13 protein-coding genes are annotated in these 18691 nt (G+C 29.7%); all 13 read left to right on the forward strand.

All coding sequences use genetic code 4. The features are described 5' to 3' along the window. Positions 1–64: 64 nt before the first annotated feature. On the forward strand, positions 65–1066 hold the full coding sequence (gene ftsY / locus MOSC01_RS0101255) for a signal recognition particle-docking protein FtsY (protein WP_010321010.1): 1002 nt from the start codon (positions 65–67) through the stop codon (positions 1064–1066). A 102-nt stretch (positions 1067–1168) separates the two neighbouring features. Next, complete coding sequence (locus tag MOSC01_RS0101260) at positions 1169–3196, forward strand: thioredoxin domain-containing protein (protein WP_010321011.1); 2028 nt, start codon at positions 1169–1171, stop codon at positions 3194–3196. A 71-nt stretch (positions 3197–3267) separates the two neighbouring features. Next, a complete protein-coding gene (locus MOSC01_RS0101265; protein WP_010321012.1) occupies positions 3268–4275 on the forward strand; it encodes a heat-inducible transcriptional repressor HrcA in 1008 nt (335 codons plus the stop codon). Between the two features lie 2 nt (positions 4276–4277). Beyond that, entirely contained in the window at positions 4278–5024 is a 747-nt protein-coding gene (gene grpE, locus MOSC01_RS0101270) for a nucleotide exchange factor GrpE (protein WP_010321013.1), read from the forward strand. Beyond that, positions 5008–6612: an arginine--tRNA ligase gene (gene argS / locus MOSC01_RS0101275; protein ID WP_010321014.1), complete on the forward strand. Its 1605-nt coding sequence runs from the start codon at positions 5008–5010 to the stop codon at positions 6610–6612. Before grpE ends, argS begins: the two co-directional genes overlap by 17 nt. A gap of 3 nt (positions 6613–6615) precedes the next feature. Next, on the forward strand, positions 6616–6861 hold the full coding sequence (gene rpoE, locus MOSC01_RS0101280) for a DNA-directed RNA polymerase subunit delta (protein ID WP_010321015.1): 246 nt from the start codon (positions 6616–6618) through the stop codon (positions 6859–6861). A gap of 18 nt (positions 6862–6879) precedes the next feature. Next, positions 6880–7743 (forward strand): class II fructose-1,6-bisphosphate aldolase, encoded by an 864-nt coding sequence (gene fba / locus MOSC01_RS0101285; RefSeq protein WP_010321016.1) that lies wholly within the window; start codon positions 6880–6882, stop codon positions 7741–7743. 5 nt (positions 7744–7748) lie between these two features. Continuing rightward, complete coding sequence (locus MOSC01_RS0101290; RefSeq protein ID WP_010321017.1) at positions 7749–8600, forward strand: pseudouridine synthase family protein; 852 nt, start codon at positions 7749–7751, stop codon at positions 8598–8600. 96 nt (positions 8601–8696) lie between these two features. Beyond that, positions 8697–8990: a hypothetical protein gene (locus MOSC01_RS0101295; protein WP_010321018.1), complete on the forward strand. Its 294-nt coding sequence runs from the start codon at positions 8697–8699 to the stop codon at positions 8988–8990. Beyond that, complete coding sequence (locus tag MOSC01_RS0101300) at positions 8983–10302, forward strand: amidase family protein (protein ID WP_010321019.1); 1320 nt, start codon at positions 8983–8985, stop codon at positions 10300–10302. The genes MOSC01_RS0101295 and MOSC01_RS0101300 overlap by 8 nt, the downstream gene beginning before the upstream one ends. Next, the gene (gatB, locus tag MOSC01_RS0101305; protein ID WP_010321020.1) at positions 10292–11692 is read left to right on the forward strand and encodes an Asp-tRNA(Asn)/Glu-tRNA(Gln) amidotransferase subunit GatB; all 1401 of its coding nucleotides are present in this window, start codon (positions 10292–10294) and stop codon (positions 11690–11692) included. Before MOSC01_RS0101300 ends, gatB begins: the two co-directional genes overlap by 11 nt. A 115-nt stretch (positions 11693–11807) precedes the next feature. Next, on the forward strand, positions 11808–15233 hold the full coding sequence (locus MOSC01_RS04105; protein ID WP_010321021.1) for a P97 family adhesin: 3426 nt from the start codon (positions 11808–11810) through the stop codon (positions 15231–15233). A gap of 43 nt (positions 15234–15276) precedes the next feature. Next, positions 15277–18675: a P110/LppT family adhesin N-terminal domain gene (locus MOSC01_RS04110; RefSeq protein WP_010321022.1), complete on the forward strand. Its 3399-nt coding sequence runs from the start codon at positions 15277–15279 to the stop codon at positions 18673–18675. Positions 18676–18691: the final 16 nt, after the last annotated feature.

The raw sequence follows: 18691 nt of genomic DNA on the forward strand, positions 1-18691 counted from the left end.
TAATAAAAAATTAAAAACCCTTATAATTTATAATATATTTATTAAAAATTATAGGAACCACAAAATGTCTTTTTTTAAAAAAATCAAAGAAAAAATTTTTGGTTCAAAAGAAAAAAAAGTTGCTAATTTAGATAAATACGTGGCTGGTTTGTCTAAATCTAGACTTTCTTTTTTGAATCAAATTGTTCAGCTTCAAAAAAAACACATCAAGATTGATGATGATTTTTTTGATGAACTTGAAGAAATACTAATAATGTCAGATATTTCTCCAAATTTTGTAAACACAATAATAAATGCGCTAAAAGATGAAGTTCGTTTTCACAACATTGACAATCCTGAATTAATTACCGAAATTATTATGGATAAAATGTATACAATTTATTCAAACCGTTCAATTATTAATATAAATTTGAACGTAAAAACCGATAGAATTAATGTTTTTTTAATTTCTGGTGTTAATGGTTCTGGAAAAACAACTTCAATTTCTAAAATAGCACGCAAATATGTGCTTGAAGGTAAAAAAGTTTTAATTATTGCAGCAGATACTTTCCGTGCGGCCGCTGTCGAGCAACTTGAAATATGAGCTAAAAGAGTCGGCGCGTCAATTGTAAAACCGGCAACTAACGAAAAAGATCCAGGCTCTGTAGTTTTTCGCGGTCTGGATTTTGCAATAAAAGAAAAAATGGATTTGGTCTTGATTGATACGGCTGGAAGATTGCAAAATAACGTCAATTTAATGCAAGAATTAGCAAAAATTAACAAAATAATTTCTCAAAAAGTACCCGGCGGACCACATGAATCACTTTTGGTTATCGATGCAACAACTGGTCAAAACGGGGTATCTCAGGCTGAAATATTTACAAAAGCAACTCCAATTTCTGGTATAATTTTAACAAAAATGGACGGCACAAGTAAAGGTGGAATTGTTTTTTCAATTAAAGATCAACTTAATATTAGTGTAAAATTAGTTGGTTTGGGCGAAGGAATGGATGACTTACAGCCGTTTGATCTAGATTTATTTATTTTTGCAATCACTAAAGGATTAAAAAATCAATATCAAATCTAAAGATTTGTGGCCCTTGCAAAAACAATAATTAAAATGTTAAAAAATATAAATAAACCTTATGTGAAAAATTCACATAAATAAAATAAAAATTAAAAGGAAATTATGGCTAAAATTAGTTTTTTTGCACTAGGCGGCCAAGATGAAAACGGAAAAAATTGCTATATTTTAGAAATTGATGACGATATTTTCATTATAAATGCAGGTGCCAAAATCCCGCTTGATAGTTCGGTTGGTGTGGATACAATTATTCCAGATTACACTTACATTGAAGAAAACAAGCAGAAAATAAAGGGTGTTTTTATAACTGACGCCAAAAATGAATCATTTTCGGGAATTCCTTGGCTAGTTATGAAACTCAAAAACGTAATGATTTATAGCTCTTTTTTTACTAAAGCGCTAATTCTTGACCGAATGAGTAAATATAATATCGAAGATGCTGCTTTTGAGATAAAACCAATAATATCTGAGTTAAAAATTAGTGAAAAAATAACTATAATTCCTTTTTCGGTTGCAGGTTCAATGCCTGGTTCAATTGGTTTTTGCTTTCAAACCGAGGATGGATCAATTGTTTTTATGTCCAATTATGTTGTTGGAAATTTAGGCGTTTATGGTGAAACTAATTTTGACTTAATCAAAAAAATTAGCCAAAACCCAAAAGGTGTTTTAATGTTTATCTCTGATTCAGGTAAATCTAATGTTCCTGGAAAAGCAATAAACAAGCTTTTTGCTAGATCTTTTCTTGAAAAAAGTTTCCTGCAGGCCGATAAAAATTCGCGAATCGTCGTTTCAGCTTATGATGAAGAAATGGTCTCAATTCAGGAAATCATAGACCTTTCTTTAAAATTCAACAGACAAATTACGGCTTATGGAAAAAAATATGACAAATTATACGATATGATTTATAAGCTTGACAAACTAACAACAAATAAAATTAAGAGTTTGCCAACCTTTTTTGACTATAAATTTGCAAATAAGCAAAAAAATTCTGTTGTTTTAATAACATCTAGTCCAGAAAGAATTTGTCACCGATTTAACCGTGTTCTTCAGAATGATGATGCCTATTTTAAGTTAAAAAAGTCAGATTATGTGATTATGTTAACCCCTCCAATTAATGGGATGGAGCAACTTTATGCTAAAGTTTTAGACCAAATTGCTAAATCTGTAACAAATATAGTTGATATTTCTGAATCAGATTTTGGACTAGCACGCCCATATAAAGATGATATTTCTGATATGATCGACCTTCTTAAGCCAAAATATTTTGTTCCAATTCAAGGGCTCTATCGATATTTAGTTGTTGCATCAAATATTGCGGCAAATAATAAAATAAACAGGCAAAACACAATTATTTTACAAAACAAAAGGATAGCTAATTTTATTGACGGAAATTTATTTTCACGTAAAAAACTAACAAAAGGTCAAGATGAAATTTATATTTCTGGTTATGGAATTGGCGATGTTTCTTTTGAAGTGCTAAAAGAGCGCGAATCATTATCTCAAGATGGATTAATAATTGTTTCCTTTTTGTTCAATCCTGTTTTAAAAAAGATTGTTTCAAAAGTTGAAATAACTGATCATGGAATCTTGAGTCGTGAAAATCGTGATTCATATCACGAGATAATTCGAAAAATTATTTTTGATAATTTTTCGAATATTAAAAAAACAAATGATAAAATATTAAAAGAATTACAACAAAAAACTCAAAAAAATATCAAAAAAAAGATTTTCCGTATTTTTGATAAAGAACCCAATGTTTCTGTTATAATTCATAACATTTATCCAGAAGAAAAGGAGCTAAAAATGAAAAAAATGCTATGAAAAGACGCCCAGGAAGAAATTAAAACTGGTGTTGTTTACTTAGAATTTGCGGTTGATTGGTGCGGTGATTGCAAAATGCAAGAACCTGTTAATGAAGAAATTTCTGAGTACTTTAAAAACAGAACTGATGTAAAATTAATTCAAGTTAATGCAGAAGAAGCGCAATTATTTAGAAAAAAAGACACTGAATATGAAGTTCTTTTTGTGCCAACTCACTTCGTTTTCAAAGACGGTAAGCCAATTTTTAAAAAATTTGAATACGCTCCAGCAGAATTGCTAATTGAAAAAATTGAAGAAGCCTTAAAAAATTAAGAAACAAAACTTAAATTTTCACACTACTAAAATTAATTATTTTTTAGTTTTTTTGTTATAATTTAACAACAATGTCAAGGTTAGATGCTAAAAAAGAAAAATATTTAAAGCAGATAGTTGAAAATTTTATTAAAACCGGAGAATCAATCGGTTCGCAAGCTTTAAAACAAAATTACAGCATAAAAAAATCCTCTTCACACCTTAGAATGGTAATGAATCAACTTGAAAAAGAAGGTTATTTGGAAAAACCTCACATTTCAAGCGGTAGAATCCCAACATTAAGAGGGTTTCAATATTATGCTGAATTTTTGTCATTCGACGAAAACGAAATTTTAGCAAATAAACTAAAAGACTTGTTTGCGCGCCGACGTGTCAGCATAGAAAATACAATTTCTGAGGCCTTTAAATTGATTTCTGAATCTGTTGGCACCACAATAATTACCACAACAAGCAACGAAAATGACCGTCTAATGTCAATAAACTTGACGCAAATATCACAAAATGAAGGAATTGTTGTCGTTGTTAGCTCTAGTGGCAGTGTTGAAAATAAAAAAATCACATTTTCACCTTCAATTTCTTTGCAGGATGTCAAAATCGCAATTCGGCTATTTCAACAAAGACTAATAAATACTCCATTAGCAGAAGTTTCATCAAAATTAATAATTTTAAAACAAGAATTAGAAAAACAAATTAAACATAGCGATGAACTTTTGCATCATTTTATACACAAAATTTTTAACTTCCAGATCCAAAATAAATCAGACGTTTATAATAAAAATATGTTAATCTTAGATAGCGAAATTTCTAGAACAAGACTTGTTGATTTGCTTAATTTGATTGAAAAAAAGTCGATTTGAGAAATGTTAGACGAAAAAACTACCACTGAAGATGAAACCTTAAAAATCAGTATAGAATCGCCTGAAACCTCATTTATCTCAAAAAAACTTGAAAAATCATTTGCAATCAAAGAAATTAGCATGATAGGATCAACGAAAAAAATTAATTATTCTGCAGCACGAACGGGCATAAAACTTTTAGAAGATTTTCTATCAAATAAAAATAATAATAGAAAGGAATAATAATGATTTTTGAGAATTCTGAAGATAAAAAAACCAATCTAAACAACAATGAAAAACAAGAATCTGAAAACATTTCTAGTGAGTCAATCGAAAATAACCTTGAAAATTCAGCCCAAAAAATAGAAAACGAAACAGAAAATAATGAAAAAAACGGCAAAAAATCACGTCGTTTTTTAAAAAAGGAATCTAAATTAAAAGACCTTGAAAATCAAATCCAATCATTAAGCACAAAAAATATTAGTCTTGAAATTGAGTCCTTAAAATTAAAAGACAAAATAAAAAAAATTGAGGATGACTTTAAATCTCAAGTCAAAATTTTCGAGGAAAAAGCGGCTCAAAAAGTTAAAGATATTAAATCTGAACTTCAAACTAAATTTGAAAGCGACCAAAATCACATAAAAAAATATAGTTTACAACCTTTTTTTGAAGAGTTTATTTCACCATTTTTAAACCTTAAAAAAGCAATTTCATATGGTTTAAACGCAGAAAATCCCGAAACTTCTTCATATGTAAAAGGATTTGAGATGCTTGTTGGTCAAATTGAAAATGTTATGGAAAATTTTGGAATAACAAAAATAGAACCTGAAATAGGTGGTTTTTTTGATTCTTCAATCCATGAAGTTTATGAAGTTTCCGATGGAGAAAAAGATAAAATTTCTAACGTAATCTCAATTGGATATAAACTTCATGATCGGGTTGTAAAAACAGCGCTTGTAGTTGTTGGAAACACAAATGAACAAAAAAATTAGTAATCAAATATCCGAATTTTTTATCAAAAATAATTTAATTTTTGATAAAACCAAGATAATAGTTGAAAAATCGAAAAATTTTGGCGACTTTAGCACAAATGTAGCTTTAATTTTTTCAAAACAAAACAAATTAAAACCTTTGGAACTTGCAGAAAAAATTAAAAACTGATTAAGTCAGCAAGAATTAGGTCTTGAAAAAATTGAGATAGCATCACCAGGATTTTTGAATTTTTTTGTTTCCAAAACAGAATATTCAAAAATTGTTAAGAAAATAATCGACCAAAACGAGAATTTTGGTCGAAGTTTTTTGTCAAAAAAAATAAATGTCGAATTTGTTTCTGCTAACCCAACGGGATTTTTACACCTTGGTCATCTCAGAAGCGCTGTTATTGGCGATATTTTGTCAAATATTCTTGAATTTTCAGGTAATTCTGTTCTTCGTGAGTATTATGTAAATGATTTTGGGTCTCAAATTGACAAATTAGTTGCTTCAGTTTTTGCCCGTTATCAACAAATTTTTAAAGACATCCCTCTTCCAGAAGAAGCTTATCTTGGTGAAGAAATTATTTTAATGGCAAAAAATTTTTTCGATGAATATGGTAATAAATTTGAATCATCAAGTCTTGAAAACCCCGAAATTTATAGCATTTTTCGTCAAAAAGCTCTTAATTTTTTCCTTAGTGAAATAAAAAAAGATTTATCAAATTTATCCATTAAATTTGATAAATTCACATCTGAAAGCGATTTATTTTTATTCGGAAATGTTCAAAAAACCCTTGAAAATATAGGTTTTACATATAAAAAAGACAACGCGTTGTGGCTAAAAACATCAGATTTCGGCGATCAAAAAGATCGCGTTTTAATAAAAAACGGTGGAAATTATACTTATTTTTCAAGCGATATTGCCTATCATTTACACAAAATTAATTCAGAATTTAAGCCCGAAATTTTAATAAATATTTGAGGAGCAGACCATATTGGTTATGTTGACCGTGTACATGCAGCCCTAAAAATTGCTAATCAGGAAAATAAATTGCAAATTTTGCTATATCAACTTGTAAAATTAGTAAAAAACGGCAAAGAATTTAAAATGTCCAAAAGAAAAGGACAAACTTTTACAATCAAAGACCTTCTTCAAGTCGCAAATCCTGATGCAATTCGTTATTTTATTGCTGAACGGGGGTATAATTCGCTTGTAGAATTTGATGTAGACTTAGCAAGTAGCATAGATTCACAGAATCCGTTGTTTTTAATCCAATATGCCCATGCTCGTGCGGTTAATTTGCTGGCTAAATCTAATTTAAATGTTGAAAATTTGAGCACATTTAAATTAGAAAATGAAACTAATTTAATTTCAAAATTAAACCAATTTGAGGAAATTGTTTTAAAAATAGCAAAAAATTATAAAATTAATTTACTACCAAAATATTTACTAGAACTAGCTAACCTCTTTAATTCTTTTTATTCTAACACAAAAATATTGAATAATTCAGACACAAATAATCTTTTATGTTTAACAAAAGCTGTCTCAATTGTTTTAAAAAATGGATTAAAATTACTTGGAATAAAGGCAAAAGAAAGGATTTAAAAGATGAAAACTATAATTTCAATAGCAATAAATTTTCTAAAAAACCGAGAATCTGCCCATTTTAGCGACATTTTTCTTGAAGTTCAGATTGCCCTGATGTCAAAATGAGAAAATCAATTACCTAATTTATCAACAGATAAAATTTTAACTTTAAAAAGAGGCGAGCTCTATAAACTACTGACAATTGATGGTAGTTTTGTTGCTTTGGGCAATAATTACTGAGCCCTTAGAAGTGATATTTTAATTTAATTTTTTTAAAGGTGTAAAATGAATCTACAAAATACAAAAGCAATGTTGGAAAAAGCTCGTAAAAACAAATATGCAATTCCACATATTAACATAAATAATCTTGAATGAACAAAAGCCGCACTTCTTGGTGCCCAGGCTAAAAAATCTCCTTTAATAATCGCGACCTCAGAAGGTGCGCTAAAATATATGGGAGGTTTAAAAACAGTTTATAATTTAGTGACAAATTTAATTGAATTTTTAGAAATAAGTGTTCCTGTTGCCCTTCATTTGGATCATGGAAGTTTTGAGACTTGCAAAAAAGCTCTTGAGACAGGCTTTACTTCAGTTATGTATGATGGTTCAAGAGAAGAATTTTCAAAAAATTTAGAACTAACAAGACAAATTGTCGAACTTGCAAATTCAAAAAATGCAACAGTCGAAGCTGAAGTTGGCCAAATTGGTGGCGAGGAAGACGGAATTATCGGAAATGGCGAAATTGCTGATGTTAATCAAGCATATGAGATTTCCAAAACTGGAATTACTTGTTTAGCTGCCGGAATTGGAAATATTCATGGCGTTTATCCGCCTAGTTGAAAATCTTTAGATTTTGATGTTTTAGACCAAATTTCAGAAAAAACTCAACTTCCACTGGTTTTACATGGTGGTAGTGGTCTTCCAAAAGATCAAATTCAAAAAGCAATCAAATTAGGAATTGCAAAAATTAACGTAAACACCGAACTTCAACAAGCAAATGCGGCTGCTGTCACAGATTTTGTTGTTTCTGGAAAAATTAAAGAAGGCAAAAATTTTGATCCACGAAAATTATTAGCTCCAGGAACAAAAGCGATCCAAGAACTTGTCGAGGCTAAAATTGTCGAATTTGGTTCAGAAAATCAAGCATAATTTGGATGATAGAATTTAGCGTATCTGAAAATCAAGTAGGTCAAAAACTTATTCAATTAGTTAAAAAATTGCTTTTGAATTTCAATTACAACGAAATTCAAAAGCTTTTTCGTAATAAAAAAATAAAAGTCAATAATAAGACTGAATCACAAAAATATTTGCTGGCTTTTGGTGACAGAGTTTTGATTTTTAACTCTAAAAAAGAAGTTCAAAATCAAAAAAAGTTACCTAAAATAAAGACAAATTTAAAAATAATTTATCAGGACTCAAATATTTTAATTGTTGAAAAACCTAAGGATTTACAGGTTCATGGTGGTAATAGCAACCTTGATTTGGCCGTTTGAAATTATTTAAAAATAGAAAAAACAGATGTTTTTATGCCTTCACATGTGGGGCGTCTTGATAAAAAAACATCTGGAATTATTTTATACGGACTTAATTATAAAAGTGTTGTTGAACTTAATAAAAAGCAGAAATTTTTTGAGAAAATTTATACCTTTGAATCAAAATTAAAGTTAAAAAAACCTATAAAAACCGATCTTTTTATAAGGAAAAATGACCTTAATAAAAAAATGGAAGTTTGTAAAAATGAAGTAGGATGTTACCTTATTTCCACGACATTTTTTTCTAAAAACAACAGAAATTTTGCGATTTTACATACTGGCAAAAAACATCAAATACGACTAACTTTATCGCATTTAGGTTTCCCGATTTTTGGTGATGAAAAATACAATGGCGAGCAAAAAAGTCGCTTATTTTTGCATTCATTTTCTTTAAAATTCAATAATTTAGACGGCTTTTTATCTTATTTAAACGGCAAAAAATTTGTCTCAAAACCAGAATGATGAAAACCATAGATTTTCGTTATTTTTTATCTAAAATTCAAATTAAACCCTAATTTCTAGTATAATTTTAAATTTAATAAAAATTAAAATAACAAAATTGGAGGCAAAATGGATAGAGAAAAAATAATCAAACTTGCAAAATTGTTGTATTTTGTTCCTAGTGAAAAAGTAATTGAAACCGTTTTACAAGAAAAAGATGAAATGCTAAACCGCATTAATTTTTTGCATACTTTTGATACAAAAGACGTTCCTAGTTTGGAAAAAATTAACTCTTTTCCAAAAGGAATTGAAATTTTATTCGATGACGAGCCAAATTTTTCTGATTTTAGACCTCAACTTTTTACAAATTCAGTCCACGCAAGTCAAAATGAAATTATAACCAAAAAGGTGATTGATGACTAAATTTGAACTAGATATAAATCAGGCAACTGAAAAATTAAAAAAAGATGAAAATAATGCTGTTTTTTCTTTTTTTGAACAAAAAAATCAAAAAAAAGGAATATTGTCAGGCATGTTTTTTAGCATAAAATCAAATTTTGCCACCGTTGAAGGAGTTTCGCATGGTTCATCAAATTCGCTTATTAATTTTAGACCTGGATATAATTCAACAGTTTTTCAAAAATTAATCGATCAAGGAGCCCAGCCATTAATTAAGGTTTATAATGACGAATTAGGACTAGGTGGCAAAGGTCTTTTTTCTTTTTTTGGTAAAATTTTAAATCCACTTGACAAAACTAAACTAGTTGGCGGCTCATCATCAGGAAGTGCAGCAACAATTGATTCTGTCCATTTCGCAATCGGCTCAGACACCGGTGATTCAATAAGAAGACCGGCTAGTTTTGTCGGAAAAGTCGGTTTTAAACCTTCATATGGGGCTGTTTCTCGTCACGGTTTGTTTGCTTATGCAACTTCTCTTGACACGGTTGCTTGACTTACCCACAATGTTAGTGATTCGATTTTGGTTTCTCAAACAGTTTTTGGTCAAGATAAAAACGACTTAACTTCTGTTGAAGTACAAGTTCAAAAAGTTGAAAAAACTAAGCCAAAAAAAGTTTTATTCTGAAATTTTGACAACGAAATTGAACCTTATGTTAAAGAAAAACTCTATAAATTAGAGCATATTTTACAATCTGAGGGTGTTTTGGTTGAAAACATCATTCCAGATTTAAATTTGCTAAAAACAATTTTACCAGTTTATGAAATTATCTCTTACTCAGAAGCTACTTCGAATTTATCAGCAATAAACGGTTTAACTTTTGGGAATACGGACAAAAATCTAAAATGAGAAGATATTTTTTTAAAAACAAGGACAGACGGATTTGGCTTTATGCTCCAAAAAAGACTTATTTGAGGATCTTTTTTCCTTGAGCAGAAAAATCAAGAACATTTTTTTATTAAAGCAAAAAAAATAAGAACCCTAATTAAAAATTATTATGAATCACTTTTAAATCAGTTTGATATAGTGCTTTTTCCTGCTTTTTATGGGGTTGCCCCTGATGTTTTTGGAAAAAACAGTGAAAAAAGTGACAAAATTACGAATTTTATACTTGCAATTTCTAATTTAGTCGGAAATCCTTCGATAACAATCCCATTAGGAAAACACAAAAATTTACCTTTTAATCTAGCCATTGACTCAAAAATTAACTCTGATGCAAGTTTATTAGGTTTTTCACTTTATATTGAAGAAAAAATAGGTGACATCAATGTTGAATAATAAATATTTAGTAACTATTGGGGTTGAAATTCACTTAGAACTTAATACAAATGCAAAAATGTTCTCAGATTCGCCAAATTTAAGTGGTCAACCTAATAAATTTTTTAATCTTTTTGATTTAGGTTATCTTGGAACATTGCCAAAAATAAATAAAAAAGCTGTCGAAAAAGCAATAATTTTAGCAAAATCCTTAAAAATGGAAATTCCATCAATATTAGCTTTTGACCGGAAAAATTATTTTTACCCTGATTTGCCAAAAGGTTTTCAAATTACCCAGCAATTTTATCCAATTGGAAAAAATGGTTCAATAAATGTTGGCGATTTTTCTGTTTTAATTGAAAGAATTCACCTTGAAGAAGACACAGCAAAGCAAATTCATAAAGAAAATCAAACATTTTTCGACTATAATCGCTGTGGCGTTCCTTTAATTGAAATAGTGACTCAGCCGATGCTAGATTCGGCCAAAAAAGCCGCTCAATATGTTGATGAAATTAGAAAATTAGCTTTATTTTTAGGTATTTCAGATGCAAAACTAGAAAATGGTTCGCTTCGGGCTGACATAAACATTTCAGTTCGTGAAAAAAATCAGCCATTTTTTAATCCAAAAGTTGAAATTAAAAACATAAATTCAATTTCTAATATCCAAAAAGCTGCCCAACTTGAAATTGAAGAACAAATTAATACTTACGAAAAAGGCCAAAAAGTTTCTCAGGTCACTAAAAAATTTAACGATAAACTAATAAAAAATCAAACTTTACGAACCAAAACGGATGCCATAGATTATAAATATTTCCCTGAACCAAATTTACCTTATATCGAATTAACAAAAGAATTTATTGATTCTATCCAAGTCCCACTTAGTCCTTTGGAAATCCAAAAAAAGCTCGAAAAATACGGTGTTTCTACATTTTATATTAATCAAATTTTAAATAATTTTGAATTTTGAACTTTTTTAAAAAATTCAAATCCAGAAAACTGATCCCAAAGTGTAAAATTGTTTTTTGCTGAAATAGTTCCAATTATTAACAAAAACGGTTTTGACCAGCTTTTTATTGACTCTGATTTTTTTGGAAATTCAGTCAAAAAATTGTTAGATAACCAAATAACTAATAGTGAATTTCGTCAAATAATTGAAATAAAAAATAACGAACCTAACTTAGATCTTGACAGCATTATAAAAACAATTTTTGAAAAAAAATTATCTGATGATGAGATTAAAATTCTTTTGGCTGAACTTGTTAGTGAGGAAACTAGTCAAATTGGGCAAAATAAAAATAATAAAGAAAAATTATTTAAAATTCTGATAGGTAAATTAATCAAAAAAACAAAAGGAAATGCTGATCCTAAAAAAGTAAATCTAATTTTGACTGAATGGATAAAAAATCTTTAAAAAATAAAATCATTTTTAAATGAGTTTTTTTGGTTAAAATTACATAAAAACATAAAAAAATAGCGATTTATGATATAATTATGTATCTATACACAAAAATAAAAAAGGAGAAAGGATGCCCGAAAAAAACAAAAATTCATTAATATTAGCATTGACCGCCGTTGGCGGCGTTGCTATTTTTGCAACAACGGTTGGACTTGTAACTCGAATTCGCTATACAGGAGAAAATCCGCGAGCTGAGTTAGAAAATTTAGTTTCTCGAATCCATAATGTTGCCTTTAAAACTGATGTCTTTGATGATTCTACCACATATAGTCAAATAAAAACACAACTTTTTGACAACAGTGGAAAATTATTAGCTGGCACAGATTTAAATAAATTTATATCTTTTTACACACAAGTTAACTCCCAATTACGCAAATTTGAACCAACTTTTGCACCAAATAAACCATTTTTAGAATTTATTGACTTAATTCCAAACGATAATGATCAAAGTTTTGAGCTTCGCTTTCGCGCAAAACACCAAATTGACAACAATCGCACAGCATTTTCAACAATTATTTCTAAAAAAGTTTCATTTGCACAACGTTCACAATTTGCTCTTGCCGAATTTAATTCCAATTTAGAAAAAATTACTAAAAGTTTCAAAGAAAACATCCAAAATTTAAGAAGAACAGATTTTAGTTCTAGTTTTTCAAGTCCAAATTTAACTGATCAAAAAATCGCATCCTTAACTCGTGTTGAGGATTTTGCCGCTGACATTAATAGAGCTGGAACTCAACTTGAGGCAGTTGAAAAAATAGCTCAATATTTCCCTGATTTTCGAAAAATAATTAACGAGTTAAATTTTGATCAAAATAATTCTTTCCCTTTTAAACAAGGAACAATTTACAATTTTAGTTTAGAAAAACATCCTGGAACAAATAATTTTATTTCAGTTGATTCAAATTCAGTTCCAAGTTTTTTAGTTAAAGCTGAATTAACTGATGATGCAAAATTTGAACTTAAAAATTTTAATATTGAAGATGCTCAACTACTTGAAAAAATTGATTTAGTTCCACAAGTTAGTTCAAATTCTAACTCAAGTCAAGATGCAAATAATGGAGGAAACACCACTGAATCTGGTGAAAAACAAGCAAAACAACCAACTTATTTTGCTGATTTAGATGATATTTTGTCTAAAATTTCACTCAGAAAACTAAATTTTCTTGATTTTAAAATTGCTTCAGGGGCAATTACAACCCCAAGCTCTTCAACTGTTGCAGTTAATTTAGCTTCCTCATCAACTTCTGAGCCATTACCTCAACTTCAGCAAGTAAATTCAGTCCAATTATTCCAAGGCCAAGTGCAACAAGAAGGACAAGATCAACAGCAAGCTCAAGGAACTGAAGGTGCCCAACCCCAAGCAGAATCATCAAAACAAGCTACTGCCCCTGAAACAAAATCACAAAGTCTTGAGGAATTTGTTAACAAACTCGCCGTTAATTCAACTACTTCGATAGAATTTTTAGAAAAAATAAATAAAGATCTTTATAAATCAAATCAAGCTCGATCTAAATCTGTTGTAAAAGCAATCAATGATAATCTTTTAATAAAACCAATTTCTCTTGATTTTGGCGAACTTTCTCCATATTTTTCACAAAGAAAAGTATCAGGAGTTGATTTTTACCTTGATATTAATCGTGCAAAGGCAACCTCAAATACTCTTGAAATTCCGGTAAATATTAACCTTTATTCAAGTTTTTTTGGTGACAACAACCCTAAACTATTAAAATCAAAACAAGAAACTTTTGAAATAAAATATTTCAAACAAAAAACTGAAACAACTGGCGCAACTCATCAACTTGACAAAAATCGTCAAGAATTTTATTTTATTAATTCTTTACCAGACAATTCTCCTCAACTTCAACAAGTTGCAGTTTCTACTACTTCATCAAATCAGCCTAGAATTCATGAAGAAAAAATTGTAACCGCAACTTCATTTATTTCTAAAACTGAGCTAGAAAAATTAATTGGAACTGATAATCAAAAATCTGAAGAATTAAAGCAAATTTTATCAAATAAGTTCCAGTATGGATATGATTTTAATCCCCATGAAGCAATGCTAAAATCATGAACAGGAAATCAAAAATTCCCTAAATTACATGATTTTCTTGATTTTCAATCTGATGACCAAACGGGTTCACCTTTTAAAATTAAATCATTAAAATCTAACAAATTTTTCACAAACGAGCATGATGTTGCTGCTTTTTATGCTTATTTATTAAGTATGGAGCCAACTGAAATTTTAGAATATCTTTTTGAAATTGCAAAATCAGCAAACTTGATTGATCCTAATGAAAAAATAAATATAACAGACATTAAAGAAGGTAACATTTTTAAAAACGCAAATGATATAAAATTTAAGTCTGAGTCTGACATTATGGGTCTAGATTTTAATGGTCATGTTAAAACTTTTGACACAAGAGGTTGAATTTCTAACTTATTTTTACCAAAAACTATTGCTGATCAATTTAAAAATGACCATGATGATGACAAAATTTTTGAAAAACTTAACAAAATAACTCCAGCAAAAATTCAACAAGGTTCTTCGGAAACAACAGGTCAACCTGAAGATATCTACAAAGAAATTCGCGAAAATACTAAAAAAATTAATGAAAGTAGTAACTCAAGTTCAAATACCGGAGTCCTAACACTAGTTTCAACCGGCACTGAGCAAACTCAACAAACAGCTAAACCCGTTGAAGAATTAGTAAAGAGTTTTTATTCAACAAAAACAGAAAAACTGACTAATTTAAAAGATTTATTACTTGCGTTTTATGTTAAGGCTAAAGAACTTAATAATTTTAGAGCTTGAGCAAAAGTTGGCTTAGATTTAGATTATCAAATAGTTTTTGAAAAACAAACTGGTGCAGCAAATTATTCAACAGGAACCGATATTCCAACCGGATCTGAAGGGTACAATCTTACTTATTATTACAAAATTTTCAATAAACAAACTAAGACTGAAGAATATCAAAGTCCTAAAACAGCTTTAAAAATTTTGGTTTCTACAAATGATCAAAGACAATCTGAAGAAAAAAAGACCCTAAATAAAGCGGTTTTAAGTATTCCACCTTCTTATTCTTTGCTTCAATATGAAAAAACTGAATTTGAAAAAATAGCCACTACCCAAACTAGTGGAGATCAAACTCCACAAAAAGCTTTTGAAAATACAAAAGAGTTTAAAGAAATTCAAGAAATTATCAAAAAATATGATCCAACTTTAGCCCTTAGTGTTAAATCTGAAACAAAAGATGTTTTCCACCCTGACAAAATAAAAATAGTTCTCCTCGAAGTTACCAAAAACGCTCAAAGCGAATCTGAATCTACCGAAACCCAACCCCAAAACACCGAAAAATCTCAACTTAATTTCCAAATTAGAATTCAAAAACTTCCAGAAACACCGAAACCAGCCGCTCCAGAAACAACCGCTACGGAACCAAGTTCAACAACTTCAGAACCAACAACCGAAACAACCACAGCCTCAACAGCAAGCTAAATAATTTAGTGCTAAAACATAATTTTTTAGAAAGTAGAAAAAGATGCTTAATAAAACAAACAAAATAAAAAATGCAAAAACAATAATTTCAACAGGTTTTTCGATTACAGCAATTCTTACAACAATTGTTGCAGTTCCGATTGGTCTAACAATTTTTGAGCGTTCATATAGTTCGCAAATTTTTGGTAATGTTGATAAAAATCAAGTTGTAGATCTAAAAACTCAGACAACTTTTAGTGAAGAAGATTTTATTAATGCCCTTAATAATCTAAAATTGCACGACCAATATAAAAATTTATCGGCAAAAACAGCACTTGCCTTAGCTAACAATCCTTCATATGCTTTCAATTTTTTAAAAGCATATGATTTTACTCCAATTACTAAGCACAATTTTCGGGTAGTTTTAGATATTGAAAAAGCAACTGCCTCTGGTAGCGAAGTAAAAAATGTTGTAGTTTATGCTCATTCAGATCAATTTAAACTTACTTATTCAAAACAAACCGACCTTAAAGGTTTTGCTCAAAGTGATAAAGCTGATGGTGATTTAGTTGGATTCCAAATTGATCTTGAAAAATCAAAATTAGAACTTTCTGCAACAAAAAGTTCTAATTTAACAGCTTCTGAAGTTGCTTTTAAACTTGACAATGATTTTCAAGCTTCATATAAAATATCACGCTCAAAGACTCAAGCATTTTCTGATGCTTTATTTCAAAATGGCTTAACTTATAATTTGGTTAACACTTTAGGTTTACCAACAATTTTGGAAAAAGGTTATGTTTTGTCCCCAAAAACAGTTGAAAACCAAAAAGCTAAACAAGAAAAAATGGTTATGATTGCTGATTCAGAAACCAAAAGAGTTGATAGCTTGATGAATGTTGAAAACTTGGTTTTCAAAAATCATAACGATAAAGCAGGAACTCTTTCAATTTCTTTTGAGCTAATTGACCCAAACGGAAAAATTGTCAAAGAATTTGATTTTCCAATTTTAGGAATTAAAAAATTAAGTGTTGATGTCAAAAGTGTCGAGCAACAAATTCTTTCAAAATTTAGTGATGTAATTCAATTAAAACCTTTTGTTCAACTTGCGCTTGTTAAAGATAATCTAAGTTTGGCTCAAACCATTTACAAAACCGATAATAACCCCGTTAATGTCGCCAAAGTCTTGAGCAGAATTACGCAAAACTCTCAACAAAATGCACGACATAATCAAGTTTCAACCCAACTTTTCCAAGATTCAGGTCAAAATTCACAAGCTACAACCGAAAAAGTTCAAATTAACCCTCAGGATTTTAATTCTTTTTTTGATTGAAAATTAAATACTATACAAATTCCTGGGCTTGAAGGCTATCTTGTTGAAATTAATTCAATTGGTTTAGCACAAAATTTATCCCAAGAGCAAAAAGATAAACTTTTAAAAGAAAATAAAGTTTCTTTTGAAGTTGATTTTAGTGTAAAAAAACAACTAAATATTGAAGCTCCTTACCTTGAAAGTGAATTTGTTAAGTCAAATTATCCGCGAGTTCTTGAATCTTCACTTGCCACATTAGGAAAAGGAAGTAATTCTAAATTTGTTTTAGTTGATCTTGATTCTTCAAAATCTAATTTTGAAGTTCAACTTGATTATGATGAAAATCAGCGAAAAGTTCTAAATTCCGCTTTACAACGAAATTCACAAATTGACTTTTCAAATTTAGATAAGATTGATTTTCAAGATCCAAAAGTTCAAAACTTTAATCCTCTAGCTAGAACTTTTGAATTCAAAGAAAATCCTAATGGTCCAAAATTAACTTTAGAATATATAAAATCTCTAGTTTCAGAAGTTGTTGAAGATGCTAAACAACAAAAAACATTTGATGAAGTAGCTAGAAAACTTTATTTTTTAGATCACGGATACCAAGCAGAGGACACTACTAAATTAGAAGCATACAAACAAAAATATTCAGCAATGTTCCCTCAACCTGAGAAAAAATCTGAAGAAAAAGCAGAAAAACCAACAGAAGATCAAACTTCAACCACACCTCCAACTTCAGATTCAACTCAAGCTTCAGACCAAACTTCTTCTCAACCTTCAACTTCAACAGGAACCTCAACTCCAGCAGAAAGCAATTCCCAAACAACAACTGAAGGATCAACAGGTACTGCTGCTCCTGCAGCTGCCGCTGCCGCAACCCCTGTACAAGCATCTGCTTTTCAGGATTTACCTCAAGAGACACCAACTCAAACCCAAACACCTGAAAAAACTGAAATTACAGATGGTTTAGGTATTAAACTTTGGTCATTTTTACAAAAATCTAACTATCCAGAATTAGAAAATTCTGATGTTTCTTATGAAGTTGTTAAAAATTCTAACAGCCAAGTTGATGTAGTTATGAGTTTTAATCAAAAAACAACTGGAGAAACTACATCAAAACCAGCAAAATTAATTTTTTCAATTCAAAATCTTGAAGACAATCAGTCTTATGATAATTTAGTTAAATATAATCCGCTAGTTCTTTTTGATTTTAGAAAAAATCAAAAAACTGAAAATGGAACTGTTTCAAAAATCTCATCATTAAATCGAACTGATATTGAAATTGAACTAAATAGTAAAATGATCGAAGAAACAGCGGAGGGCGAAGAAGGCACAGAAGTTTCAATGCCGGTCGCGGAAACAGTTCAAACCAGCGAAGCTACCACCACAACAGCTACCGCCCCTGCACCTTCAACTCCTGTTCAAAATAGCGCCAACCCACAAGATGGAATTGTACTAAAAAAACCTGTAATTTTAGGAAAAGGTACTCAACCAGCTCTTAAAAATGGTGTAGTAATGTTAGCTTTTAGTCTAAAAAACATTACTAAAAACAAAAAGACTCATTTACTTTCATCTAAAGAAGGTAAAGGCTTATTTATTTCAAAAGTTGATTTTGATAAAAAAGAGACTTTAGTAATTGGTCTAGACCAAAATGGTTCTAATGCTGCTTCAGGTCAAACAGCCTACCCAGCGGTTGGTCTAATTTCTGGTGTTCAAGGTAACGCAGCAGGACTTTTTGAAATTAAAGAGTCCAAACTTGAAAGAAACTACACAGCACCGTTAAGTTTTGATATTTTTTCTCAAAAAAATATCAATTTAACTAATCAAAGTGCTAATTTTGATTTACTTAAAGAAGATGATTTGTTATTTTTAACTATTTCTAAAAAGGATGCTGATTACACATTTACTTTAAGTTCTTCTCGTAATCCATTGTCTCAAAAAATTGTATCTAATTTAAATTTAGAAGATTCATACCCTGATATATTTAATGGTCACCTTGATTGAAGTTATTTAGGTCCAAACCCTGTAGACAAATCTGGTTCAACAGTAACTGTTCGTGGTCTAGCAATTTATGATTCTGTGGATCTTGCAGACCAAGAGTCAATCTCTCAAGTTCTTACAAATGCATTTATTAAGGAACTAACCAGTTAGTTTTCCTGCCTGTAAA

Source organism: Mesomycoplasma ovipneumoniae SC01 (genome assembly GCF_000218525.1).
GTDB lineage: Bacteria > Bacillota_I > Bacilli_A > Mycoplasmatales > Metamycoplasmataceae > Mesomycoplasma > Mesomycoplasma ovipneumoniae_A.